General features: G+C 57.3%; 17 protein-coding genes. 5 read left to right on the top strand and 12 right to left on the bottom strand.

What is annotated here, in order from left to right; translation table 11 throughout:
- Positions 1 to 99: 99 nt before the first annotated feature.
- The 4 genes from UH5x_RS06085 to smpB all read right to left on the bottom strand — a co-directional run bounded on the left by UH5x_RS06085 (position 100) and on the right by smpB (position 4,463).
- Positions 100 to 1,449 (bottom strand): right-handed parallel beta-helix repeat-containing protein, encoded by a 1,350-nt coding sequence (locus UH5x_RS06085; RefSeq protein ID WP_482635093.1) that lies wholly within the window; start codon positions 1,447 to 1,449, stop codon positions 100 to 102.
- Positions 1,450 to 1,629: 180 nt separating this feature from the next.
- Positions 1,630 to 2,997 carry an ABC transporter permease gene (locus UH5x_RS06080; protein ID WP_482635092.1) on the bottom strand — a complete coding sequence of 456 codons (1,368 nt, stop codon included), beginning with the start codon at positions 2,995 to 2,997 and terminating at the stop codon, positions 1,630 to 1,632.
- A complete protein-coding gene (locus UH5x_RS06075) occupies positions 2,994 to 3,677 on the bottom strand; it encodes an ABC transporter ATP-binding protein (protein ID WP_047813910.1) in 684 nt (227 codons plus the stop codon). The genes UH5x_RS06080 and UH5x_RS06075 overlap by 4 nt, the downstream gene beginning before the upstream one ends.
- Positions 3,678 to 3,830: 153 nt before the next feature.
- A complete protein-coding gene (smpB, locus tag UH5x_RS06070) occupies positions 3,831 to 4,463 on the bottom strand; it encodes an SsrA-binding protein SmpB (protein ID WP_047813911.1) in 633 nt (210 codons plus the stop codon).
- 123 nt (positions 4,464 to 4,586) lie between these two features.
- Here smpB and lipA point away from each other — a divergent pair, with 123 nt between their 5' ends.
- On the top strand, positions 4,587 to 5,504 hold the full coding sequence (gene lipA / locus UH5x_RS06065; protein ID WP_482635091.1) for a lipoyl synthase: 918 nt from the start codon (positions 4,587 to 4,589) through the stop codon (positions 5,502 to 5,504).
- A 37-nt stretch (positions 5,505 to 5,541) separates the two neighbouring features.
- On the opposite strand, the gene UH5x_RS06060 is transcribed toward lipA, so the two are convergent.
- Positions 5,542 to 7,143, bottom strand: coding sequence for an aspartate:alanine exchanger family transporter (locus UH5x_RS06060; RefSeq protein WP_047813913.1), 1,602 nt, complete (start codon positions 7,141 to 7,143; stop codon positions 5,542 to 5,544).
- Between the two features lie 564 nt (positions 7,144 to 7,707).
- A complete protein-coding gene (locus tag UH5x_RS06055) occupies positions 7,708 to 8,808 on the bottom strand; it encodes an acyl-CoA desaturase (RefSeq protein ID WP_047813915.1) in 1,101 nt (366 codons plus the stop codon).
- 277 nt (positions 8,809 to 9,085) lie between these two features.
- Here UH5x_RS06055 and epmA point away from each other — a divergent pair, with 277 nt between their 5' ends.
- From epmA to UH5x_RS06040, 3 genes are all read left to right on the top strand, one after another.
- Entirely contained in the window at positions 9,086 to 10,069 is a 984-nt protein-coding gene (gene epmA / locus UH5x_RS06050; RefSeq protein WP_047813916.1) for an EF-P lysine aminoacylase EpmA, read from the top strand.
- A gap of 9 nt (positions 10,070 to 10,078) precedes the next feature.
- The gene (locus tag UH5x_RS06045; RefSeq protein ID WP_482635090.1) at positions 10,079 to 11,668 is read left to right on the top strand and encodes an aquaporin; all 1,590 of its coding nucleotides are present in this window, start codon (positions 10,079 to 10,081) and stop codon (positions 11,666 to 11,668) included.
- A 119-nt stretch (positions 11,669 to 11,787) separates the two neighbouring features.
- Positions 11,788 to 13,392, top strand: coding sequence for a sulfatase family protein (locus UH5x_RS06040; RefSeq protein WP_482635089.1), 1,605 nt, complete (start codon positions 11,788 to 11,790; stop codon positions 13,390 to 13,392).
- A 144-nt stretch (positions 13,393 to 13,536) separates the two neighbouring features.
- Here the strand turns inward: UH5x_RS06040 and UH5x_RS06035 are convergent, their stop codons facing one another.
- The 5 genes from UH5x_RS06035 to UH5x_RS06015 form a co-directional block, all read right to left on the bottom strand.
- Complete coding sequence (locus UH5x_RS06035) at positions 13,537 to 14,793, bottom strand: alpha/beta hydrolase (protein WP_482635088.1); 1,257 nt, start codon at positions 14,791 to 14,793, stop codon at positions 13,537 to 13,539.
- 145 nt (positions 14,794 to 14,938) lie between these two features.
- On the bottom strand, positions 14,939 to 16,360 hold the full coding sequence (locus UH5x_RS06030) for a DUF1501 domain-containing protein (RefSeq protein ID WP_482635087.1): 1,422 nt from the start codon (positions 16,358 to 16,360) through the stop codon (positions 14,939 to 14,941).
- A gap of 21 nt (positions 16,361 to 16,381) precedes the next feature.
- Complete coding sequence (locus UH5x_RS06025; RefSeq protein WP_482635086.1) at positions 16,382 to 19,870, bottom strand: PSD1 and planctomycete cytochrome C domain-containing protein; 3,489 nt, start codon at positions 19,868 to 19,870, stop codon at positions 16,382 to 16,384.
- A 121-nt stretch (positions 19,871 to 19,991) separates the two neighbouring features.
- The gene (locus UH5x_RS06020) at positions 19,992 to 21,464 is read right to left on the bottom strand and encodes a sulfatase family protein (protein WP_482635085.1); all 1,473 of its coding nucleotides are present in this window, start codon (positions 21,462 to 21,464) and stop codon (positions 19,992 to 19,994) included.
- Between the two features lie 29 nt (positions 21,465 to 21,493).
- Positions 21,494 to 23,035, bottom strand: coding sequence for an arylsulfatase (locus UH5x_RS06015; protein WP_482635084.1), 1,542 nt, complete (start codon positions 23,033 to 23,035; stop codon positions 21,494 to 21,496).
- A 582-nt stretch (positions 23,036 to 23,617) separates the two neighbouring features.
- Here UH5x_RS06015 and UH5x_RS06010 point away from each other — a divergent pair.
- Complete coding sequence (locus UH5x_RS06010; protein WP_482635083.1) at positions 23,618 to 23,893, top strand: hypothetical protein; 276 nt, start codon at positions 23,618 to 23,620, stop codon at positions 23,891 to 23,893.
- Positions 23,894 to 23,945: 52 nt separating this feature from the next.
- Here UH5x_RS06010 and UH5x_RS06005 read toward each other — a convergent pair whose 3' ends face one another.
- Complete coding sequence (locus UH5x_RS06005) at positions 23,946 to 25,070, bottom strand: ABC transporter permease (protein ID WP_482635082.1); 1,125 nt, start codon at positions 25,068 to 25,070, stop codon at positions 23,946 to 23,948.
- Positions 25,071 to 25,075: the final 5 nt, after the last annotated feature.

Genomic DNA, 25,075 nt, shown 5'->3' with positions numbered 1-25,075 from the left:
CCGCAAATTCCGAGGAATTTTGCGAAACAGATCGTTTCGGGGAGGATTTGTCCTGAAAACAGGCCCCGGACGGAGCCCCACCAGAAGTCCGTCGACGAATCAGTCGGTTTGCATCCCTTCACAGTCTCGCAATTGAATCGGGGAATCGCTGCCGCGGACGATGTTGTTTCGGATCATGCAGTCCGAGCATTCCACCGCCAAAATCGCTGGCAGCGAGTCGTCTGAAAACAATCCGCCTTGAACCAGGATGCCGCGACATCGAGTGAGTTCCAACACCGCGGGACGATCGTTGACACCTCGGATCACATTGGCGGAAAGAACGCAGTCACGGCAATCGGTCAGTTGAACACCATGTTTGGCAACGGCGTGTCGCCCCAGGTGGTAGCGAGGGTTCCGGTCCATGGCGTTGGAAGCCAACGTCACCGCTTCGCAATTTTCCAGCACCACGTTGCTTTGGAATCCCTTCCAAATGGTATTGCCGGTGACCGTCGCACTTCGCAGGTGCCGCAAGTGAACGTTGACTTGAGTGTCCGAGAGGATGTTGCCGCTGATCGTGATGTTGCCATGCCGACGTTCCTCCGTGCCGTTGACTTGCTGGCTGTGCAAATCGATCCGAATGTTGGCAGAGTCTTTGCCTTGATGGGTGTGCTGGATCGTGCAACCGGTGATCGCCACTTCTCCGATTGATCCCGACCCGCTGGTCAACCAAACATTTGCGGAAGAAGCGGCCTCGGCGGAACCCATGTTGCCTTCGATGTCGCAACCGGTGATGTGCAAGTTGCGAACGTTGCCACCGTGCGAAGCAATTCCACCACCGGCGTTGTAGCTGATGTGACTTCCCGTGACGTTGATTTGATGCAGGTTGACCGCATCCAGAAACAGTCCAACGCCGGAGTTCTCGTAGAGATGGCAATCACTGACGATCACGTTGCGATTGCGATCCACCAAGTGAATCGCATGTCGCGACTTTCGAATCGTCAGGTTGTGAAGCGTGGGCTGCATCGTTCCCGACAGTTCGACGCCGTCAGCCTCGGGATGCTCACCAACAATCTCCAAGTCGGAAATGATTACGGCGTTCTGCTGATTCCAAACCTCGTCTGATACGGTCGAAGGATCTGCGGTTCCCGCATGAGTCCCAATGACCTGGATCGCTGGCCCGGGGCCCGTCATCACGATCCGGCTACGCCCCTCGCCTCGAAATCCAGTCGCACCAGTGCTCTTCAGATCAATCCGAAGTGGACGCGTGATTCGGTACGTTCCCGCCGGAAGTTGCACGTCGCGTTCGGCGTCAATCCATCGCTGAATCGCAGCGGTGTCGTCGGCAACGCCATCTCCTGCCGGTTCAGCGGCAAGGGCGAACGGCAACAACGCAAATGTGCCAACGGAAAACGCCGTGATCGACGCGAGGAACAGGGAGCAAGTGACACGGCGGGCGGGACGGCAATTCATGGTGGTCCATTCTCAAGGTGGGAGGTAGGACCGTCCAGTTTACCATTCGCGAACCAGTCGATTGTGCCCGACCGAATCCGCCCAACGGTGCAGTCCGGCGACACCGGCATCGAGCCCGTCACCACTCACCATGTTCACGACAACGGCTGCCCCGATCGAACGGAGTCAATGGGCGACGGGTTAGGCCGATAGATTGGTGCCCACGTCGGTGCGGTAGGCGGATGCGGCGGGAACGATGCCAGCCAACAAACTCAATCCAATCACCAACGGCAACAGGTAAAGCTCATACGTGCTCATTGAGAAGAACCCGACCTGGACACCGGTGCGGGCCTCGATCAACGGACTGGCCGCGAGAATCCCCAGGTGAGCCAGCACCCAACCGGCGATGCCACCGACGAGGGCGATGATCAAACTTTCAAACAGAATGATCCACGTCACACTGCCTCGGCGAGCCCCCAGGGCACGCATCACCGCGATGTCTCGTTTGCGGTCGTTCATTGAATTGTAGATCGCCACCAAAACTCCCACCGCAGCAACCACGCAAGTGATCAACGTGATGGCCAGCAAGGCTTGCATCAGCGGACCAACAATCATCGTCATCAGTTTGTTGATTTCACCGATCGGTGTCGCTGCTTCCGCTCGCACGCTTTCCTTGATTCGGTTTTGAAGCATCGGTGCCATCATCAGGTTCCCATTGCGAACCAAGATCGACGTGACTTCCCGTTCAGGAATCGTCAACAACAACGGTTCGTCTGGCCCCGCCGTTGCAGCGGACTCGGGAAGCACAATCACGGCGTCCTCTGGAATCGGTTTGGCATGCCCTTCCAGCAGGTAAAAGCCTTCCAAGTTGACAAACGCGGCGCGGTCATTCGGCGTTCCAGTGGGATCCAACACCCCGACAATCTGGAACCCCTGCCCATGGCCTTTGCCTTCCGGATCGCCGTGCGTCGGGTTCATCACATCGCCGACACGCATTCCCATTTGAGCGGCAACGCGGGAACCCAGCACGCATTCGAAGTAGCTGTTCTCTTCATTGTGAAATTCAAAGTTGCGTCCCTCCTCAAACGTGAAGGGCTGGTCGGCATCGGGGCCGTGATTCAGCAATTCAAAGAAGTCAGGCGTGGTGCCGACGACTCGAAATTCACCGAAGTAATCCCCCAGTGCGAGCGGGATCGCATAGCCATCGGTCATGAATCCAGCGTAGACCCCATCCCGTTCCCCAAGTGCCGGATCACCACCGAAAGTGCGAACCATCTCGGCACGCTTCTCTTTCGGGTAAAACTCCATGTACTCGGTGTAGGGAAGGTTCTCGATTGGTTGGCTGAGGTAATAGACTGCGTTGAGCGTCAACTGCAGCGTGCTGCCTTTGGGACCCACGACCAGGTTGTATCCCACTGACGCGTTGCGAACGAAGGCTTCGCTGATGATGCCGTAAACCGACATCACCAGAACCACCAATCCGACGCCCAATGTCAGCGACAACGTGGTCAAGAAACTTGACAAAGCACGGTAACGAAAGTTTCGCCAAGCGATGAACAACAGGCTCATGATCCGGCCCCCAAGGGTGAAAAGGCTCGGTTGATGTCTTCGAGTTTGTCAACTCGCTGAAAACGCTGGGCCACATCCATGCTGTGCGTGACCATCAACAAGGAGATCTCCTCGTCACGACACGAATTGATGATCAAGTTCAACACCGTGTCGGCACTGGCCGGGTCCACATTCGCGGTGGGCTCATCGGCCAACAACAGTTTGGGACGACCGGCGAGAGCTCGCGCGATCGCGACTCGCTGCTGTTGCCCCACCGACAATTGATTCGGACGATAGTTCGCTCGATCCGAAAGGCCGACTCGATCCAGCAAGTCTGACGCGCGGGCCGCATCGACGCTGCCGCTTCCGAACGACATGCCCAGCTTGACGTTTTCCAGTGCCGAAAACGCAGGCAAAAGATTGAACGTTTGAAAGACGTACCCAATCGTTCCCGCCCGAAATCGATCGCGGCCCTGTTCGCTGAGGCGAGTGAGTTCCAAGTTGTTGATGCGGATCGAACCGGATGTCGCTGACAGCATCCCTGCAATGAGGTGCAACAATGTGGTTTTGCCGCCACCGCTTTGACCGATCAAGGCGACTTGTTCGCCGACTGCGATGTTGAACTGGGGCACATCCAGCACCGTCAGTTCGCCTCCACCAGGTTGATCGAATCGTTTGATCAGATTTTCAATCGCTAGCATGTCGCTGGAATGATTGGGGGTTAGGTGCTTCGTGAGCCACAGGCCGCGCACGATTTTGGAGAGAGAGCCGCGATGAATGCCGTTCGGCTGATTCAATTTGGCTCGGGTCACTTACGCCGCATGGCTCAGATTACTTGCGCCGCATGGCACAGATTACTTGCGCCGCATGGCTCTTTGCAGCCCACGGTCGGTCTCACGTTTCTTGATGGTTTCGCGTTTGTCGTGAATTTTTTTCCCTTTGACCAACCCCATCACACATTTCGCCAACCCTCGTTCGTTGAAATACACCCGCAGCGGGATCAGGGTCAGTCCCCGTTCAAAAGCCCGCCCTGCGAACTTCTCGAATTCTTTGGCGTGCACCAGCAGCTTGCGAGGACGGCGTGGATCGTGGTTCCACATTCCCGCGTTGTTGTAGTGAGCGATGTCGGAACCGACCAACCACAGTTCCCCGTTGGTGGCCCGAATGTGCGCTTCATCGAGGGAAAGTTTGCCTTCTCGCATGGATTTGACTTCGCTGCCCATCAGCATCATGCCGCACTCGACGCTGTCGAGAATCTCGTAGCGGAACTTCGCTTTGCGGTTTTCAGCGACCGGCGTGATGTTCGGTTGGTTCTTTTTCGCGTTTTTGCTTTTTCCCTTCCCTGACTTCTTACCGGCCGCTTTTTTTGCGCCAGCCTCGGTCAAGGTGGGCTGCTTTTTACTTTTGTTCTTTGACATGGCCGTGATTGTATCGGGATCGCGCAAAAGCAGGATGGGGCGACCATTTTCGATTTCCACCCGGCCCACTACAATGAGAGGCCTTCACACTGATTCAGGGTTGGCTTGGGTTACGGACGCTTCTGCGGAACGGTTCAGTCCCCCGCTGACCATTGATTTTTGATTTTTTGCCTTTCATCCGGATAGACGCCGATGGCTTTTCGATTGCCAGTTGTCGCGGAACCAGAAATGCCTGCGGGCACCGACGTCAGCTCGACGGGACGGTTGCCCCGCTGGCTCAAACGTCCCATCCCAAAATCCAACTCGAATCACCTGACCGATTCGCTGATGGAGGAGTACGGGTTGGAAACCGTTTGCGACAACGCCAAGTGCCCCAACCGGATGGAATGTTACAGCCAGCAGACGGCGACGTTCATGGTGTTGGGCAACGTCTGCACACGGCCCTGTGGATTCTGTGCCGTCAGCCGAGGCCGTCCACCAGCGGCCCCCGCCGTCGATGAACCGGAACGAATCGCGAAAGCGGCGGAGCGTTTGGGACTGAAACACGTTGTCATCACCAGCGTCACCCGAGACGACCTGCCCGACGGCGGTGCCGATCATTTCCACAACTGCGTCATCGCTGTTCGCGAACGCACCGGAGCGACCACGGAAGTCTTGACGCCTGACTTTGTGCATTGCAAAGAAGCCCTGGCTCGCGTGATCGAAGCCAAGCCCACCGTGTTCAACCACAACATGGAAACCGTGCCACGCCTGTATCGTCGAGTTCGCGGCCCCAAGAGCGATTACGCGTGGACGCTGCAAATGATGCGGGAAGTCAAACGCTACGACGCCGAAGTCAAAACCAAAAGTGGTTTGATGTTGGGGTTGGGCGAAGAACGAGGCGAATTGCTGGACGCACTGTCCGATCTTCGCGAACACGACGTCGACTTCTTGACCCTGGGCCAGTACCTGCAACCTGGCGACAAGTATCTGCCCGTGGTTCGCTACGTGCCACCAGAAGAATTCGACGAACTGGCTGACATTGCGAAGTCAATGGGATTCAAGAAGGTCGCCAGCGGCCCGTTCGTGCGAAGCAGCTACCACGCACGTGACATGGCTGAGACGGAGTGATCCGTCAGGCGGTCTGACCGATTGGACGATCACCTCATCAGCCGATCAGATCAACCAACCAAGGTGCGGCAACCGTGATTAAAACCAAGGCCACTGGGTACGCCGCGACGTAGCTGGTTGCCGGTTGGCTGGAATCCGTCGCCCCCGTCAGAACGGCCAATCCCGGCGTGGATGTCATCCCTCCACAGGTCGCACCGAGCGACTGCCAAAGCGTTCGTCCGCCAAAATACCGGGAACCGGCAAAGCCCACCAGCAACGGAATGATGGCGATGGCCGCTGCGGCCACACACAGCATAACGCCGCGTTCCATCAGCACTTCGACCACGTTGGCTCCGGCGTTCAATCCCGCATCGGCTAAGAACAACGCCAGTCCTCCTTCCGTCATCAACAACATCGCGGCGGGAGGGTACGAACCACGGATCGGCCCGAGTCGACGGAAGTGACCTAGGATCAGTCCCACCATCAAGGGACCGCCGGCGATTCCCAACGACATCGAGAACTCGCCGATTCGCAATGACAGATTGCCGACAAAAATCCCCAGCACAATGCCGGCGACCAAAGACAATAGGTCGGTTTCGTTCACCGTTCGAGGTCGATGACCAACAGCCGTCGCGATTTTTGCCAGTGCATCCGGCTCTCCAACGGCGACCAAACCATCGCCAAACTCAATTCGAGTGCGCGAAGAGGGAACAAACTCAACGTCGTGACGCTGGACACGAACGATCGTCACACCGTACTTCGACCGCAGACGCAACTCTTTCAGCGTGCGACCATAAATCTCTGGTGATGTGACAACGACATAACGGCGTTCTCGATCCGCATCGACCACCGGATCCGCCGTGTCTTGCAGCTCGCCCAATGTTTCCGACACCCGGCGGATCTCCAACGAACCGCCAACCAACATGACTTCATCGCCAATTTCAAATTTGTAATTTGGAGGCGTGGGACGCCAGCGACCTTCGCGTTGAACACGCGACATCTGGCAAGGTGAATCCGCAAACGCGGCGATATCGCTGGGCCGTTTCCCCGCCACCACTGGATTCGCGATTCGCACCACACGTCGCCCAATGCTGCTCGACTCCGCGATTTCAGCAGTGGAAGGTTCTGAAGAATCCGAACTGGAATCGAGTTCGTCGTCACTCGTCTTGGCGAACAGTTTGATCGCGATCTGCACAAACAGAACGACGGCGATGATCCCAATCGGATACGCCACACCAAACCCCACCGCGACCGCAGCCGGATCATCGGATGACTGGGTGATCGCACCCAGGGCAGGGGTGCTGGTCATTGCACCAGCCATCAAACCGCCAGCCAACTCGGCGGGGAGATCCAACAACCGAGCGCACACCCACGTCACTGCGACTCCGGTCAGCACAATCACAGATCCGGTGATCGCCATGGCTCGGCCATGAGACGCGAGCCCTCGAAAAAAGGTCGGTCCCGCCGAGATGCCGACGCAATACACAAACAGCGCCAGTCCCAAGGTGCCGAAGCCGGTTGGGATGCTCCAGCCAAAATGCCCGGCGAGCAACGCGACAAACAAAATCGCAGACGTGCCCAGCGAAATGCCGCGAAACGAAACACGGCCAATCAGCAGGCCTAAAGCGATCACACAGAGGAGAACGAGAATCGGGTTCATGGTCTCCGAAGCCCCAAGGAAAGAAACTGCCGGACAATACGAGGGTCGGGGCGATTTCACAACCTGGGATTGGCTCCTCCGACCAAGCTTCGTCTGCTAGGTCGTCTTCCGAGACGCTGTTTCCTGTCGCGGGCGGTCAGAACGGGACTGGTGATCCCCTTGGTCAGCGAAGCAGGCAGCCGGGAATGATTGGGGATCCCCCACGATCGCTTTGGGCGTCAAACCCGGCTGCCTTTGGGGACGGTGGCGAATACCAAAACCGCTTATCTGCCAAACGGTGGCAGCTTAGCCGTTCCAACAACGGATGATGAACCCTCCAAGCCAACACCAAGATCAGCCGGGTCGCGCTGCCCACTTCAACAACGTCACGTAGCGCGCAAGCCGGATGGGTTGACGTGGGGCGACGTCGTCCGCCGAGACACTGGATTCGACTCCGGACGTCCCACCTTTTGTGGCGACGACATCGTCCGCGCACGAAAACAGCCGGCCTCGTGTGAGGTCGGCTGTTGGTTGTTTGGTCAAGCCCCGAATAGACCGTTCCGAGGCTCTGAGAACGCAGGTGCGTTAGGCTGCGGCAGTCTTCTTCGCGTCGCGAGCTTTCTTTTCAGCGACGGTGCGATAATCGACCACGTCCCAGACCAAGCCAACTGCACGGAGCAGTTTGATGGCTTGCCAAGTGATGTCGAATTCCCACCATTTGTGACCGTGTTTGGCCATCCGTGGGTAAGCGTGGTGGTTGTTGTGCCAGCCTTCGCCGTATGCCACGATCGCGACCAACCAGTTGTTGCGGCTGTCGTCGGTGGTTTCGTAGTTCTTGTAGCCCCAAATGTGGGAAGCACTGTTGACCATCCAAGTCGCATGCAACACAGCGACCAAGCGGACAAACATGCCCCAGACCAACATCGAGATCCCCAGTTCCCAGCCACCGAACGCGTAGCCGATACCGAGCAGGGCAAACGAAGCGACGATGTGAATGGGCAAGAACAACAGGTCAAACGCCCGCATGGCTGGGTCTTTGTACAGGTCCGGCACCCAACGAGTCAGGTAAGCGTCGCGGTCACCGTTGTGCGTGTGAAATGCGAGCCAGAAAATGTGGCTCCAGATGCCACCATCGCGAGGCGAGTGCGGGTCGCCTTCGAGGTCACTGTGAGCGTGGTGTTTGCGGTGATCGGCAACCCAATCCAAAGGCGAACCTTCGCCAGCAAAACAACCGATCCCAGCGAAAAGGTATCGCACCCAGTTGTAGGTTTTCATGCCGGTGTGCGTCAGCAACCGGTGGTAACCAAGGCAAATGCCGAGGCTGCCAGCGACCCAGTGAAGCACCAACGCGGTGATCAGAGCGGTCCAAGTGAAAGTGAAAGGTGCGGCCAAACAAACAATATGTGCCATGGCCAACCAACCGACGGCCCACCAACTGATGTTGGAAGCACGAACTCGGTCAGCTTTCGTCGGCTTGGCCAAATCTCGCTTCTTGGCGGCCTTTTGAGCGACGAGCGACGAGAAACCGTCGGCGTCTTCGGCTCGAGGCTGGTCCAAACGCAACTTGCCGCCTGATTCCGGCGATTCCAGCGTGGTGGATTCGGGTGCGTGGGACGTGGTTTGGTCAGCATTGCCCTTGCTCTTGGCAGGGGCGCGATTCTTGGTTGGTTCAACAACGGTCGACATCAGAGAACGATCCTGGTCTCGTGGTGCGTTAAATAAGTCGTGAGACGCAGCCTGAAAATGACCGACGTCTCGTTTCCGCCGGAAGAATAGCAACGCAATGCCTTTTCGACGTCACCCCTGATGTAAAAGCGTGTAACGGTTATGTAATTGTTCTTTCGATGCCCCTATTCTCAGGAAAACAGCTTGATCGAGAGGGCGAAAACGCTCGTTTTGAGCGTCTCTCCGCCGGCTATTTCCCGTCCGCACCGCCCTCCAACCCGCCCATCTGCTGTCTCCGATGCCCGATCCGCCATTGATTCCCACGTTCGCGGACCGCTTGCGTCAGAGATCCGATCTCCTTCGCGACCTTCGCCGATTCTTCGACGACCGAGGCTTGGTCGAAGTCCAGCCACCGTGTTTGAGTCGCGACTGCGTGGTCGACGCATTCTTGGACCCCATTGAGGTGGACGGGGCGCAAGTCGGATTGGTTGGCGGGCCAGATTCGCCCGCGACCTTTTACTTGCAAACGTCACCTGAATCCGCCATGAAACGCTTGTTGGCCGAAGGTGCTCCGTCGATTTACGCGATCACACCCGTGTTTCGCAAAGGCGAGACGGGATCGCGTCACAACGTCGAGTTTTCCATGTTGGAATGGTATGAGGTTGGCGGCGATGCGGCGTCGGCGATCGAGATGCTGGGTAGCTTGGCCGTCGAAATACTGAACACGCGTCCCTACCGAACGATCACTTACCGCGAGGCTTTTCAACAACATCTCGGATTCGATCCAATTGAGATCGCAGTCCAAGACCTGCAGGCCCGTGTCGCCCAAATGGACACGACGCTGGCTCACTCCATTGGGCTGGATCGCGACGCTTTGCTCGATGTTTTGTTGAGCGAACAGATCGAACCCCACCTGGCCACTGACACTCCGACCATCCTGACTCGGTATCCTGTGACACAAGCCGCGCTCGCGAAACCCTGCCAGGATGACCCGCAGTGCGCCGACCGCTTTGAACTGTTCTACCGCGGCGTTGAGTTGGCCAACGGCTACGACGAACTCCTGGACGCAGAAGAACTTCGGAAACGTTATGAACTCAGCAACCAAATTCGTGTCGCCCACGGACGCCAAGCCTTGACCGTCGAAACGACGTTGCTGCAAGCCATGCGTCGGGGCCTGCCACCATGCAGCGGCGTGGCGCTCGGAGTCGACCGATTGCTAATGCTGCGTGTCGATGCCCATCACATCGAAGACGTCATTCCCCTTCCCACCACCCGAGCTTGATTGCCCGCGATGCAGCTTTCTTTACTCCGACGTTCAGTTTGTGAAGTCATCGGCACCTACTGCTTGGTGCTGATTGGGTGCGGGGCCATGGTGGTCGACAATCAGACCGGCATGCTGACTCATGTGGGTGTGGCCACCGTTTGGGGGTTGATCGTGATGACGATGATCTACTCGATCGGAGATTTATCGGGAGCTCACATGAACCCGGCTGTCTCCATTGCATTCGCGAGCGTGGGCCGCTTCCCCCTCCTCGATGCGGCCGCCTACATCGTCGCTCAATGCACCGGCGCGTTGCTCGCGGCCGGTTCCTTGGCAATGGTGTTCGGGGTCGACGACGTGAAGCTCGGCAGCACGATGGCGTCTTTGCCCACAGGATCCGCCTGGGCGGTGGAATTCATGATGACCATGATTTTGATGTGGATTGTGGTCGGTGTTTCAACCGGTGCGAAAGAAAAATCGATCACGGCGGGCTTGGCCGTCGGCGCTACCATTGCCATGGAAGCCTTCGTTGCCGGACCACTCACCAAAGCATCCATGAACCCGGCTCGTAGCCTGGGTCCCGCTGTGATGTCCAACCATTACAATCTGCTCTGGTTGTATTTGACCGCACCCATCGTGGGTGCGATCGCGGGTGGCTGGTTGTACCGATTCGTGCGAGGCGATGACGAATCGGACAGAGAGGAATGTGTCATGGTGAAGAAGGTTTCCGCCGTTGTTCTGTTTGCGTTGCTCTTGGGTGTCGGTGGAAATGCCGCCGTGGCGGAGGACGTTGATTCGCTGCTGCGTCCCAACGATCGCATCGCCATCATTGGGGGCACGTTCGTCGAACGCATGCAACCGCGAGACAAACTGGAAGCCGAATTGCAGACGCAGCGGCCCGACTGGAAGCTCTCCCTTCGCAACCTCGGTTGGTCGGGCGACACCGTGTCTGCCATCGCTCGCAAGCGTTTTGACAACATCGAAGCGGGCCGCGCCAGGCGTTTGGCGGACATTGAGGCAGCCAACCCGACGGTCGCACTGATTTGGTACGGACAATCGGAAGCGGGGCAGTTCGAGGAAAATGCAGCTCGATATCAAGCGGACCTGTTGAGCTTGGTTGGCGAACTGAAAAAGCGGCAAATCCGCGTGATCCTGCTGACTCCTGTCGAAATGCCCGGGGACCGACGTCCCCACTACCGAGCCGGTCTGGAGGCCTTTGAGCAGATGCTGCGTGATGTTGCACGAGCCCAATCACTCGCATTGGTGGAATTGAACTGGAAACCCACCGATCAACAATTGGTGGACGATCGCATGTTGCCCAACGAACTGGGGTATCGCGAATTAGCCACGCAACTGGGGGGAGCCCTGCTGGGCGAATCCACCGAGCAGCGTGACTCCACCCGATCCGCCAAGATGGACGCTCCCGAACGCCAGTTGTTGCTGGAAGCGATTGGTCGAAAGAACGAGTTTTTCTTCCATCGCTACCGCCCTCAAAACGAAACCTATTTGTTCTTGTTTCGAAAGCACGAGCAAGGCAACAACGCCATCGAGATTGAACAGTTCGATCCAATCATCCAAGCAGCCGACCAAGCGATCTGGGACGCGGCCCAGAGCCAGTAGTCAACCAGGCAGGCCACGCACCTTGGAAGCGAATGTCCGGCGGTGCCGCGGAGCGTCGGGGCAGGGGCTTTGAGACCATCTTCGTTCGACGACGGAGCGATCCCCGCAATTCGATTACAATGGCGGGCTTCCCCACATCCCGCCCCTCAGAATTGTTGAACATGCGCACCGCACTTTCACAAGCCCGCCCGTTTCTAGCTGCGCTGCTCTGCGCGGCTTTGGGCGGCCCCATTGCCCAGGCCGCCGACCAGCTTCCTCCCACTCCCCAGCGTGATGGGGTCGAACCTCGCAACGTGGTTTTCATCCTGACCGATGACCATCGCTTCGACGCCATGGGTTGCGCCGGCCATCCGTTTCTCGAAACACCGCACCTCGATTCGATCGCGGCCAACGGAACGCACCTCAAAAATGCGTTTGTCACCACCAGTTTGTGCTCGCCCAGCCGCGCCTCGATTTTGACCGGCTTGTACACACACAAGCACCGTGTGATCGACAACAACCGAGTGGTTCCCGACGGCACATTGTTCTTTCCTCAATACTTGCAACGGGCGGGATACGACACGGCCTTCGTGGGCAAATGGCACATGGGTGGGCACCACGATGACCCGCGTCCCGGATTTGATCATTGGGTCAGCTTCCGAGGGCAGGGCAACTACTTGCCACCAGGTCCCAAGTACACCCTGAACGTCAACGGCGAACGGGTCAAGCAAAAGGGTTACATCACCGATGAATTGACGGACTACGCCGTCGATTGGTTGAAAGAGCGAGACGACGACAAGCCGTTTTTTCTCTACTTGTCCCACAAAGCTGTTCACTCGAACTTCACCCCCGCCGAGCGCCATCAAGGACGTTACGCCGATGCTGATCTCAGTTTCCTACCGACGGGAAAAGAGCTTTCCGCTGACAAAAACACACCGCGTTGGGTGAGAGACCAGAAGAACAGTTGGCACGGAATCGACTTTTCGTATCACAGCGACAAAGGACTCGACTATCTCTATCGCCGCTATTGCGAGTCCGTGCTCGCGGTGGACGACAGCGTCGGTCGAGTCTTGCAGCAGCTCAAGGACATGGGCATTCACGACGACACGCTGGTCATCTACATGGGCGACAACGGATTCATGTGGGGCGAACACGGGTTGATCGACAAACGGGTTTCCTATGAGGCGTCAATTCGCGTTCCGATGTTGATGCAGTGCCCCAATTTGTTCGAGGGCGGCAAACCAATTGAGAACGTGATTGGAAACATCGACGTCGGACCGACCGTGTTGCATGCTGCTGGGTTGCAAACACCGGACTACATGGACGGGCAAAGCTTCCTTGACCTGCCGAACGATCGCGACGCCGATTGGCGGAAGTATTTCTTGTACGTGTACTACTGGGAAAAGAACTTCCCCCAAACGCCGACTCAATTTGCCTTGCGTGGAGATCGTTTCAAGTACATCACTTACTACGGATTGTGGGACACCGACGAACTCTATGATCTGCAAACCGACCCTGATGAGTTGAACAACTTGATCCACGACCCAGACTACCAATCGGTTGCCAAGGAGATGGAAAACCAGCTGTACGAGATGCTGGGCGACGAAGGCGGCATGGACATTCCCATGAACCAACCTCGTGGAGGATCCAACAACAAGCGTTGGGTTGAACAGGGTGGATCCGCGGCCGCTGACTTCCCCAAAGCCTTTGTGGTTGAGGAACCGCTCAACCGCAACGCAAACTGATCCGTTGTCGATGCCGGAGGCCATCGCGTTGCGAAACCGCCATCCGTCAACGAACGGCTTCCATGGAAAGCGGCTGCCCCCTCAAGGACAGCCGCTTCTTTTCACCTCTCCCAGATGTGCCAACTCGAAGAAGCTGGCGGCGAATCAGTTGGTCGCAGGTTCAGGCTCGATGGGTGTGTGCTGGAGAACACGATCGATGATCGAATAGGATTCCATTCGCATGTTCTTTGTGAAATCGTGCTCGCAGTCTGGAGTCAACAGGATCAACTCCTCGGGGGCGTCAAACAGCGAATAGATTTGGGCAGCCACTGGAATCGCCTTGCGGACGCCGCGAATGTCAAAATTTGCGTCGTGAGTGGGGGAGACCGATACAAAGGTTCGTGGTGCCATCGCGGCGACCAATTCATAGAAATCAAACGGAACCTTGTCGGGGGCCAATTGAAACTCGTCTCTCAGTCGGGGCATGTACCGTTCACTTGCCCAGCCCTCGATTTGCCCGCCATAGTAGTCATGAAATGGACACCAGCCACAACTGGAGACCATCACCTTCACTCGTTGGTCAAACACTCCCAGGAAAATGGCGTTGTGACCTCCAAGTGAATGCCCAATCGCACCGATGCGTTCGGAATCAACGATCGGCAGCTCGGCAAGGTAGTCGACGCATCGCCGATGATTGGCGATGGCCTTCATCGTGCCCGATGCATAATTGTCGCGTTTGAAGTCATAGTCGGCGTACTCGCCAAAGGACGGGTAGTCGGGTGCGATGACCACATAGCCACGCTGTGCAAGCTCGATTCCATACTGTCGACCCGGTCGACCACCCTGGCCGGCAACGATCCGTTTCCCTGCTGCCCCCGTGGGATGCAGGGCGACAACGGCTGGCAATTTGGGTGAAGAAATGACGTTTGTTAGCGCGTTCACGTTCACGAACTGTGCAACGGAGCTGGGAAGGTACAGATCGAATGGCAGACGATCCGAGTCGTCCACAGCCATCGTCATTGTCATTCGACGCACTTTTCCCATCCACACGTCTTCGGTGATTCGAGTGTCAAACGCAGGCAAGGCTTCGGTTTGTGGCAACGGCCCCATTGCCAACTCTGCCCCGGCAATGATTTGCTGGCGACGGAACATCCAGTCGGCAACCGACTGGATCGGTTTGAGTTTGCCGTCGGCGGCTCGGTACTGGGACAGGTCCGAGTGTTGCAATTGCGTTTGGTCAGCCGATTGGTCATCGGCACTCGCATTGCCAGTCGCAACAGCGAACAAACTGGCCCAAGCAAGAGCACCAACCCAAAAGCTATTCGCGTGCATTGCAATCTCCAAATGGTAGACCGGCTTGGATGCTCGCCGATCGCGGTTGTATCGAGAATCGAATCGCTCGATTTTGGTGGGTGGCACCATCCGGGGTGATCCGGAAGGTGCTAAGCAGGTCGGCAGGAGTGATCAAGCACAACCATGGGAGCCGTTTGGGCGTTGGCCCCGGTTGTGCGTGAAAACCGTGGCTAACGCCAGCGGCTCACATACCCGATGACACCTGCGTACCTGCTTAGGGGAGGATGTCGTGGAGGACGTTTCCGTGGACGTCGGTGAGGCGGAAGTCTCGTCCGGAGTAGCGGTAGGTCAGTTTTTCGTGATCGAGACCGAGGGCGTGCAACATCGTGGCGTGCAGGTCGTGCACACTGGTTGGATTCTCTTCGGCTTTGAAACCAAATTCGTCCGTTGACCCGTAGACGGTTCCACCCTTGATGCCGCCTCCTGCCATCCACACGGTGAATCCGTAGTGGTTGTGGTCACGCCCCAGTTTCGATGCACCAGCACCGGTCAGTTCCACCGTTGGCGTGCGTCCGAATTCGCCTCCCCACACGACCAAAGTCTCCTCCAGCATGCCGCGTGATTTGAGATCGTCCAGCAGTGCGGCAATCGGCTGATCAATTTCTCCAGCGAGTTTGCGATGGTTGTCAGCAATGTTGTCGTGATTGTCCCAGGGCTGACCGGCCCCGTGCCACAACTGGATGTAGCGGACCCCGCGTTCCGCGAGCCGTCGCGCGATCAGCGTCTGTCGTCCGTGCACAGTGTCGCCGTATCGCTCCCGCGTGTGCTTTGTTTCACTGGCGATGTCAAACGCGTCACTGGCCTCCGTCTGCATCCGAAACGCGAGCTCGTAGGACTGAATCCTGGATTCCAAACGTTGATCGACCCGCGGGGTTTGATGCTGGTGATTCCACTTGGCCAACAGTTCCAACTGACGTTTCTGGTCGGGTGTGCTGATCTGTGGGTGTTCGATGTTCTCGATCAACTGACTCAACTGGGTGTGCTGAGTGTCGATGTGGGTGCCTTGAAACGAACCGGGAAGAAAGGCCGACTGCCAATTCTCCGCGTCCTTGATCGGCAGACCACCTGGACACATCGCGATGAAGCCGGGCAGGTTCTTGTTTTCCGCTCCCAGGCCGTACAGCACCCAAGCCCCTGCGCTGGGGCGTGTCTGGACGGAGTCGCCGCAATTCATCAGCATCAACGATGGCTCATGGTTGGGCACTTGTGCGTACATGGACCGGATCACGGCGATGTCGTCGATGTGCTCGGCTGTCTTTGAAAACAGTTCGCTGACTTCGATTCCTGACTCACCATAGCGTTGAAACTTGAAAGGCGATGGAAACGCCGCTCCGGTCTTGCGTTCGGTGGTCAGGGTTTCGCCAAGTCGCCGGCCGGCATACTTCTGCAAGGCGGGTTTGGGATCGAATGTGTCGACATGCGAGGGGCCGCCGTTCAAAAAGAACTGAATCACTCGCTTGGCTTTCCCACCAAAGTGCGGGCCGATCACCGCGTCTCCGGTGCCGTTGTCGTCGGCCAGGACTGAATTGAGCCCCAGGGCTCCCAATCCCATACCGGACCGGAGCAGCATGTCACGTCGGCTGAGTGGCGATTGGAATCGGCCCCGTAGCGGATGGAACGCGTTTGAGTGTTTCATGTTCATCGTGTCGTTGCCTCTTCAATCCACAAACAAAAATTCGTTGGAACAAAACAGAATCTGAGCCAACTGCTCCAGTGGCGTCAGGCGGTTTGCTTCGTCGGTCGGAAAGTCAGCTTCCGAATCCCAAACGATTGCGTCGCCGGCCCCGGTTTTCGTCTCGCGATTGGGCGAGTGAGCGGCCTCGCTATCAGAAGCAGTTCCGGGCTCGGTCGTCACCGCTTCAGTCATGTCGGTGATCGTTACTTTCCAAAGGAATTGATCGCTGTTCAAAACCGAGTCGATGTCGACCACGAAGTCAATCGTTTCACCTTTCTGCACTTTGATTGCCTCGGCATTCAAAGCTGCTAAGGACTGGTGAACCTTGGCCGCACCAAGCTGACCTTGCTCAGAGCTAACAATGAAGCCACGCACGCCATCGCCGGCCGCGACTTGATGGCGGAGTTCAGTTTCGATTCGAACCGTCATCTTGTCTGGTGCCGTCCAGCGGCGGACACACGCGGTGTTGCGTGTGTTGCCGGGGTGCCCGCCGACTGCGGACAGTTTCACCCAACCGAGTTTGCCATCCGGCCAACTGGGACCGCCCTGCCAGGTTTGGCCCGTGAAGTGGGGAAGTGATGCGAAGTCTTGGACACGTTGGGCTTCCTCGTCATACTTCCCGTGCCCATACGACCAGTCCGCGACCGTTGGCCGAACGGGAGTGCTTTCCGTCGCCGCTTGGGAAGCAACTTGCAAAGCGTCGGTCACCTCTGCTTCGGTTGCAGCCCGTTGCAGCACTCGCTGAAACATTTGTTCGATTGCCTGACGAGGCTCAGCGCCTTCGCTGCAAACGGAGGCCAGCTGCTGAGATCGTTTCAGAACAAGCGGATGGTTCATGAAGAACAACGCTTGTTGCGGCACCGTGGTTTGGCTGCGGCGGGGCACATGCAAGTCAGGGTTGGCAAAGTCGAACACTCGCAGAATCGCGGGCAGGAACTGGCGATCCACCAACCCGTACAACGTGCGTCGTACGTTGGATGGGGCTTTGAACAGATCCGCGGGTTTACCACCGGTCTGCAGGTCGATTTCACCGGTCGCCGTGAGCATTGAATCGCGAAACTGTTCGAACGTCAGACGCCGCGAATTCATTCGCCACAGCAACCGGTTCTCTGGATCACTCTCCATGGCTCGCTGCAGGTCAGCTCCACCGGTTGGTCCGAGAGACGATTGACGGAAGGTAGAGGAAGTCACGATGAGACGGTGCAGCTTCTTGAGACTCCATCCTTCATGGATGAACCAATGAGCCAGCCAGTCCAGCAGTTCCGGGTGCGATGGACGTTCGGCTCGCAGTCCAAAGTCGCTGGGTGTGGTGACCAAACCGGTTCCGAAGTGATGTGCCCAGACGCGATTGACGATCACGCGTGCGGTCAGCGGGTTGGACTCGTCGATGATGTTTTGGGCAAGTTCAAGACGCCCGCTACCGACCTGAAATGGCTGGCGGTCTGAGGGAGACACCACTGCGAGAAATTGCCGCGGAACGTCGTCGCCTTGTGTGAGGATGTTGCCGCGTCGGAAAATCCGAGGTTCCGATGGAACTGGACGGTCTTTCAAGATCAACGCATAACCAGGAGGCTGCGAGGAGCGAATCAACCAGCGGTCGATCTCGCCTTGCAGTTTCCACAACGCGGTCGTGGTGCTGCTGTCGAAGAAGATTTCGGTATGAACGATTCCTTCGTCGGGAACATGGCAGGGAGACGCCGGACCGAACATCACCTGCCAAAGACGGTGGTCGGCAGGAGCGTTCTGGTTCGGCTCGTCGGCAGCGACCTCCGACAACAACTGTCCGTAACGATCGATGACCTCGGTGAAGTTGGTTGGCGGCGTCTCAAAGATGGCGGCAACGCGAGGATTGATCTCCACAGGTGTCGCCACAGCGATGGCGTCGCACACCGATGGTGCCTGTTCGGTGAACTGATCCGGCGGCAATTTGGAAAACAGATGCCACGGCAGAAACACCGGATCACGCTGGCGATCTGCTGTTCTCAGGGATGCCTCCCAACGTCGCACGAATGCCGGCAGCAGGTCCGAGGCCTCGAAGATCTGATCGAAACCCTTGGGCGGATACTTGTCCAGTTCCGTTTGAGCGTACAAGTAATCTCGAACCCGGCTGCGGGCTCGCTTGGATGCTTCTTCGCGACTTGATTTCAGCTTTTGCTGGAATGCTGTTTCGCGTTTCTGTAACTCCGCTTTGAACGCTTCATCAGCATTGGCTTCTGAGCCCGCGGGACTATTCAGCGAAACCAGTTGTTCCTCACAGCTGTTGAAGACCCCGTACAACGAGTAGTAGTCGGCGGTGGGGATCGGGTCGTATTTATGGTCGTGGCAACGAGCGCAACTGACCGTCAGCCCCAGTGTGCCGCGAGTCACCACGTCGATGCGGTCATCCATGATGTCACGATTGACCCCCAAGAACCGTCGACCAACGGTCAAAAATCCCATGGCGGCCAAGTCTTCCTGACGCTTGGATTCGACCTGGTCGGCAGCCAATTGCAACAGCAGGAAACGGTCGTAAGCCATGTCCTCGTTCAGAGCATTGACGACCCAATCGCGGTAACGCCACGCGTGCACCCAAAAACGCTCTTCACGCGCATACACGTAACCCTTGGTGTCGGAATAACGAGCCACGTCCAACCAATGACGAGCCCAGTGTTCGCCGTATTGTGCGGAAGAAAGATAACGATCGACCAAGTCTGAATAGGCGTCCGTGGACGATGACGCAATGAACTGGTCAACATCGGTGGGGCTTGGTGGCAGACCCGTGAGAGTGAATGACAATCGTCGAATCAAGGTCCGCCGGTCGGACTCGGGGGAAGGTGACAGTCCCGCCTCACCGAGTTTGCGGAGGACGAAGGCGTCGATTGGATGGGGGACGACTTCGCGATCGGTCTGCCCCTCGTTTCGCTCGGCCCTTCCAGAGGAAGGTTGAAGTTTGGAGGCGGTTGGGTTTGCAAACAACCGAGGCACGAGAGGATTCTTGACGCTTTGAAACGCCCAGTGGTCCTTGGCATTTTCCATGGCGGCCGATTGCAGTTGCGACGAACTTTCAGGCCAGGGCATGCCCATCGCGACCCACGTTTCGATCGCGGTGACTTGCGGTGGATCAAGCGGTTGGTCCGGTGGCATTGCGATGTTGTCGCTTCGCCGGACGGCTTCGAGTAGCAGGCTGTCGGCGGACACATCGCTGGGGAGCGGTCCGGAGAGTAGAGGCCCGGAGTCACCTCCCTGAATCAACGCTGGTTTCGAATCCAGACGCAAGCCACCGCTCTGTTCGCTTTCTCCATGACAAGCAATGCAGTGCTCGACCAAAATCGGTCGAATCTCGGCTTCAAAAAAACGATCGGCCGGATCGTCCGCCAGGACTTGTCCCATGGAGCAGAACGCGAGGCAGGCAAAAATCGCGACGGTCGAGCATGTCCAGGGCTGGCGCATCAGGAGGCGAAGGAAGTACGATTGGGAGTCAAATCTCTCCATCGGAAGTCGTTCGATCAATTTGTGTGGCGGGAACTTGGTCACCTTTGGGGCAGCGACGAAGTTGGAGGGGGGCCTCATTGTATCGTGTCAGGGGGGCAGCATGTGTGTGCAGTGGTTCTGTTCAGGGCACACGCTCCAGCTCAGACATCACGCTTGTTTTCCACTGTGTTAGTTCCGCTTTCATGCGTTTCACGATGGCTGGCTTTTGGTTTGCCAAGTCCGTCGTCTCGCCCGGATCATCGACGATGTCGTAGAGTGCGTCACCCTTTTCGGTCGAGATAAACTTGTACCGTTGTTCCATCCAGACAGCTTCCTTGCCATCACGATTAAGGAATCCCAATGGTTTCTGTCTGATGATGGAATCTCCCGTCACGAACCGCAGCAGACTGGTTCCATCATAAGTTCGGTCGGCAGGCAACTCGATTCCAATCGCGTCGAGGATGGTTGGGAAGTAGTCGGACGTGAAGCAAGGGGCATTGATCGTGCGTGCGGATGTCACCTTGTCGGGCCAGACCAGCAAGCCGGGCACGCGAATGCCGCCTTCGTTGATCGAAAGCTTGTAGCCCTTCAGATCCTTTGCCGACCCGACGTGCCGAGGGGAACCCTGACGCGCGGGGCCGTTGTCCGAACAGAAACAGAGCAGCGTGTTGTCGGCCACTCCCAAGTCATTGAGCTCGGATCGCAGACGTCCGACTTGTTCATCCATCGCTGTCAAACAGGCGTAGTAGTGTTGTGTGGGCTCGGGATGTTCGCGGTACATTCGGCGGTATTCCGGGCCGCCGACGACGGGTGAATGCGGTGTGTGAAACCACACCGCCGCAAAGAACGGTTGTTTCTTGCTGACGGCATCGCGAATGAATGGAATCGCTCGGTCCATCAACACTCGCGAATCGTCGCCGTGAGTGTTTTCGGTGACGGTTTGGTTCGGTCCGGCGAAGTAGTCGTTGCCGTAAGGCTGGTCCTGACGTGGTGGTTGCTGGGGTTCCTTCGGATTGCTCGGCCTCGGATTGCTCGGACCCGGATTGCTCGGACCCGGATTGCTCGGACCCGGATTGCTCGGACCCGGGGTGATCAAAGGATCCCACGTTGGGACTTTCGATTCAGTGACAAAACAAGAGTCGACATCACGCTCCCAAGGCGGGCAGTGGTAACGCTCTGGTTGCTCGGCAAAGGTTCCCCATCGCTTTTGATCGCCAATGGTTTTGGAAAGGGTTCCCAGATGCCATTTGCCGAAATGCCCGGTGGTGTACCCGTGCTTCTTCAGCACCGTGGTGATGGGGATCTCGGTGGGTTCCAACATGCCCTTCATCGCGAAGGTGACGCCGAATCGGTACGGGTTGCGACCGGTGTAACAACTCGCTCGAGTCGGCGAGCACATCGCGGCGGCGGCGTAGAACCGAGTGAACGTCACGCCCTCCTTTGCCATTTGATCCAGATGAGGCGTCTTCAGGTGAGGGTGCCCGTTGTAGCCCGTGTCACCCCAGCCCTGATCGTCTGACATGCAGAGGATGATGTTGGGAGGATCGGCAGCAATGGTGGGACAGGCCACCGACGCCAAGAGTGCGAAGGCGAACGCTCGTGCGGTTTGAATCATGATGCTGTCGCGACTTTGTGTTGGGAGACTCAATTGTTTTTGGGAAGAAGATCGGGGCGTGGTGAATCCACTTCTTGTTGGAGGACCAACTTCAGTTGCTCGACCTTTTCAGGGAAACCGGACGCCAGATCAGTCCGTTCTTCGTTGTCCTTGGAAATGTCATAGAGTTGATAGATGCCCTTGTTGCGGTTTGCTTCAACGAGTTTGAGTCCTTCCCGCGTGATCAACGCGCGGCTGCCCATTGCGGAGAAGCGGTTGTTGACCACGATGAAGTCATGCTGCTGAGTTTGCGGTTGCCCCAACAGCGTGGGCAGGTACGAGATCCCGTCTTTGCCGTGAGGCTTTTCTTGGCCAGTCAGGTCGGCCAAGGTCGCGAGAAAGTCATAGTGGGAACTCATCAGATCTGTTTCACTTCCTGCCGCGATCTTCCCTGGCCAGCGGACGATCATCGGGCACTGCATCCCGCCTTGATAAGCGCTGCGTTTGAGTCCTGCCCGGCCACCTGCACCATCAAAAATATCATCGCACTCGGAGGTGCGCCATTTCTTATCCGTCAGATTGGCGGGCTCGCCGCTGGGAAGCTTCTGAGCTTTGTAGCTGGGCTTGGGGCCGTAGTAGAGTTCGTGCCCATTGTCGGAGGTGAATACAACCACGGTGTTGTCTTCGATTCCCAAAGTGACCAGCTCATCCAGGATCAAACCGACGTGATCGTCCAGCATTTTGACCATCGAAGCGTACTTCTTTTCTGCCAATGACATCGTGGGATGATCGACGAAATCAGGATGCAGTTCGGGGATCGCGACGGGGCCGTGCGGCAGTTGAGTCGGGTGATAGAGAAAGAACGGTCGGTCGTGATTGGCTCGCAGGTACTTCAGGATTCCTGCGATGAAAACGTTTTGCGAATAGGTTTCTCCGCCATAGCCAACCGGCTCATCCCCGTGCTCGCTGGTTTTGCCACAGTCGGCCAGCGTGTTGCCCGGGAGTTCGAACTTCTCGCCGTTTCGCCAGAGATAAGGCGGATAAAAACCGTGGCAGCGCTGGTGGTCATAATAGCCTTCATAGAAATCCCAGCCAAATCGCTTCACACGTTCGTGCCACGTCAAAAAGCCGCGGTCGAGTTTTCCAAACTGCGCCGTTTTGTAGCCTGCGTTCTGTGCGACCTGGGCAAGGAACACTTCTTCCTCAGCGATCGGATTGGAGTTGGCTTTGTGTTTCGCCAATCGCGTTTGAAACTCGTCTTCCGTGATCTGGCCCCCGTCTCGCCAAATCGGTAGTCCCGCACGATTCTGCGCCCAGCCGCCATTGCGGCCGTCGTGCATGCCCGTCAGCAGAGTCCACCTGGCGGGAGCACAGTAAACGCCACCGTAGTAGTTGTTGAACTTCATGCCTTCGCGAGCCAAGCGATCAATGTTGGGTGTCGAAACCACTTGTTGCCCGTAGCAGCCGAGCATTCCAGGGCCGAGGTCGTCCGCAAAGATCAGGATCACGTTGGGAGGGGCGTCGGCCTGCGCCGTCGAGTGGCACCAGAACGCGGCAAGCAGGGCAAGAAGTGTTCTCATGATCGATTTCATTTCGTGTTGGATGCGGGAGGCGGAACGTTGGGGCTGAGTTTCTCGCGCAGGCATCTCGCGACTCAAATAGGCAGACTAGGAGCAAGCAGGAGTGAAACCAGTGTGAGCGAGTCCATGAACAGAATCCAATGCAACCCGTTTGCTCCGGTGTCACGTCACCGTTTCTCGAACGCCCCGGCTTGGATTTTAGCGACATTCAGCATATCGCGAGGGAGTCCATTGTCATTGCCCCACGTCGTCGGGAGGTCATGCAGATTCCAAGTGCCGTGCCTGTAGGCTCTTGCGAACCCCGCCCGTTGGCAACGGGCGAGTCGATTTTGCTGTCGGTTGGCCACTCTTGGCCGACATCCGCAACTCGGACGGGCAAGAGTGCCATCCTACATGCGTTCAAACCTCGTTGACGACTCAATCGACAAGCCGCAGCGGGAGGGGGCGGGAAACGAGCGTTCTGCGAGATTCTCATGGGAGAGGGAGTGCGAGCCGTTTCACATGCCCGGGCCGCCTCCCTCGCGTAGGCCTGAACGGCGTTGCTCGACCTACGTAGATCGCTCCCCAAAAACTTCGTTTCAGGAGAGGTGCATCATGCGCAATCCACTGCTAGGCGGCGTCGATCAACTGCACCACCGCTGGGCGTGGGGGGAACTCGAATGGCAGCGTTTTTCCTTGAATTGGACCAAGCAGGTCGGCAAGAGTCGTTGGGGAATTGAACTGTTTTGGCAAGCGTTGTTGCTCCCACGTACAACCGGGGCGAATGCACAAACGGCTCTCATGATCCTGGCCGAGCATTCCTGCCGACCTGCTTACGTAAGTTCTCGCGAGCGATGCCGTGACGCGGAACGATTGGAGGTGACCGTGTGAATGGAATCGTCGGGGGCGATTCAGGGTCGATGGTGCACCTCGGATCCGTCGCTCATTTGCTGGTCGCAATGGAACGGCGGAAGAGGGCGAGGCTGGCCAGGAAGCAGGTCAGGCCCAGAGCAGCGGTGGCGACGAATTGTTCCCAAACGTCCTGCAACGTCGCTCCTCGAAACACGATCGACTGGGAGAAGCCAACGAAGTGCCGGGAGGGGAAGAAGTAGGTGATGGGTTGCAACCAGTCCGGTTGGCTTTCGATGGGCGTGATCGCACCCGAGAGCATTTGCAGCGGCAGAACGGTCAAGAGCACCAGCAACGCGAATTGGGCCATGGATCCCGAGAGCGTTCCCAAGAAGATGCCCATTGCGGTGGCGAAAAACAAATACAAGGCGATGCCGCTGAGCAAGAGCAGACGGGAACCAGCAATCGGCACGTCCAACAACTTTTCGACGACCAACCAAAGCGACAGCATCACGGCGAGCAAAATCACCAACCCATTGGCGCAGACCTTGGAGACCGCGATGTCAAACGAGGTCAACGGCATGACCAGCAAGTGTTCGATCGTGCCGTGCTCTCGTTCACGAATCAGCGCGGCACCGGTCAGCACAATGGTCAGCAAGGTGACTTGGTCGATGATCGCCGTGATCCCCGAAAACCAGGTTGGATCACCATTGGGATTGAATGCTCGCCGTGCGACCAGACGTGCGGGCAACTGCGTTGATTCATCGGTGCCGCTGACAAAGCGATTGATTTCACTGTTGACGATGTTCTGGATGTAGGTCGCACCGATGTTGGCTTGCATCACAGCGGTGGCGTCGATGTTGACTTGGATCTCGGGGTTTCGGCCTGCGATCGCATCCGATTCAAATCCGGCTGGGATGTTGATGACAAACATCAACTTGTCTTTGTTCATCATGGGTTCCACTTCAGCGGCCGAGATGATCACAGGCTCATTGAAGTAGGGTGGGAAGAACGCGGCGGCAATTCGGTGCGACAACGTCGTTCGGTCTTCGTCGACAATCCCAATCGATGCGTGGTGGACCTCCGTTGAAATGCCGGTCGCTTGGCTGTAGACGCTGAATGTCAATGCAAAGAGCAGCAGTGCGATCAGCATCTTGTCGTGACGCAGGCTGCGCAACTCTTTGAAGGTGAGCCAGAAGATGTTTCGGAGTGTTCGCATGGTCG

The organism is Rhodopirellula sp. UH5, assembly GCF_056839225.1.
Note: the sequence above shows the minus strand (reverse complement) of the source record. Positions and strands in the feature narration are given on the sequence as shown.

Coding starts and splice junctions, on each gene's coding strand:
- UH5x_RS06055 (WP_047813915.1), bottom strand. CDS start 8,808: ATGTCGACCGTTGTTGAACCAACCAAGAATCGCGCCCCTGCCAAGAGC.
- UH5x_RS06085 (WP_482635093.1), bottom strand. CDS start 1,449: ATGAATTGCCGTCCCGCCCGCCGTGTCACTTGCTCCCTGTTCCTCGCG.
- epmA (WP_047813916.1), top strand. CDS start 9,086: ATGCCCGATCCGCCATTGATTCCCACGTTCGCGGACCGCTTGCGTCAG.
- UH5x_RS06025 (WP_482635086.1), bottom strand. CDS start 19,870: ATGGAGAGATTTGACTCCCAATCGTACTTCCTTCGCCTCCTGATGCGC.
- UH5x_RS06015 (WP_482635084.1), bottom strand. CDS start 23,035: ATGAAATCGATCATGAGAACACTTCTTGCCCTGCTTGCCGCGTTCTGG.
- UH5x_RS06030 (WP_482635087.1), bottom strand. CDS start 16,360: ATGAAACACTCAAACGCGTTCCATCCGCTACGGGGCCGATTCCAATCG.
- lipA (WP_482635091.1), top strand. CDS start 4,587: ATGGCTTTTCGATTGCCAGTTGTCGCGGAACCAGAAATGCCTGCGGGC.
- UH5x_RS06035 (WP_482635088.1), bottom strand. CDS start 14,793: ATGGTGCCACCCACCAAAATCGAGCGATTCGATTCTCGATACAACCGC.
- UH5x_RS06010 (WP_482635083.1), top strand. CDS start 23,618: ATGCGCAATCCACTGCTAGGCGGCGTCGATCAACTGCACCACCGCTGG.
- UH5x_RS06040 (WP_482635089.1), top strand. CDS start 11,788: ATGGCGGGCTTCCCCACATCCCGCCCCTCAGAATTGTTGAACATGCGC.
- UH5x_RS06080 (WP_482635092.1), bottom strand. CDS start 2,997: ATGAGCCTGTTGTTCATCGCTTGGCGAAACTTTCGTTACCGTGCTTTG.
- UH5x_RS06075 (WP_047813910.1), bottom strand. CDS start 3,677: ATGCTAGCGATTGAAAATCTGATCAAACGATTCGATCAACCTGGTGGA.
- UH5x_RS06060 (WP_047813913.1), bottom strand. CDS start 7,143: ATGAACCCGATTCTCGTTCTCCTCTGTGTGATCGCTTTAGGCCTGCTG.
- UH5x_RS06020 (WP_482635085.1), bottom strand. CDS start 21,464: ATGATTCAAACCGCACGAGCGTTCGCCTTCGCACTCTTGGCGTCGGTG.
- UH5x_RS06045 (WP_482635090.1), top strand. CDS start 10,079: ATGCAGCTTTCTTTACTCCGACGTTCAGTTTGTGAAGTCATCGGCACC.
- UH5x_RS06005 (WP_482635082.1), bottom strand. CDS start 25,070: ATGCGAACACTCCGAAACATCTTCTGGCTCACCTTCAAAGAGTTGCGC.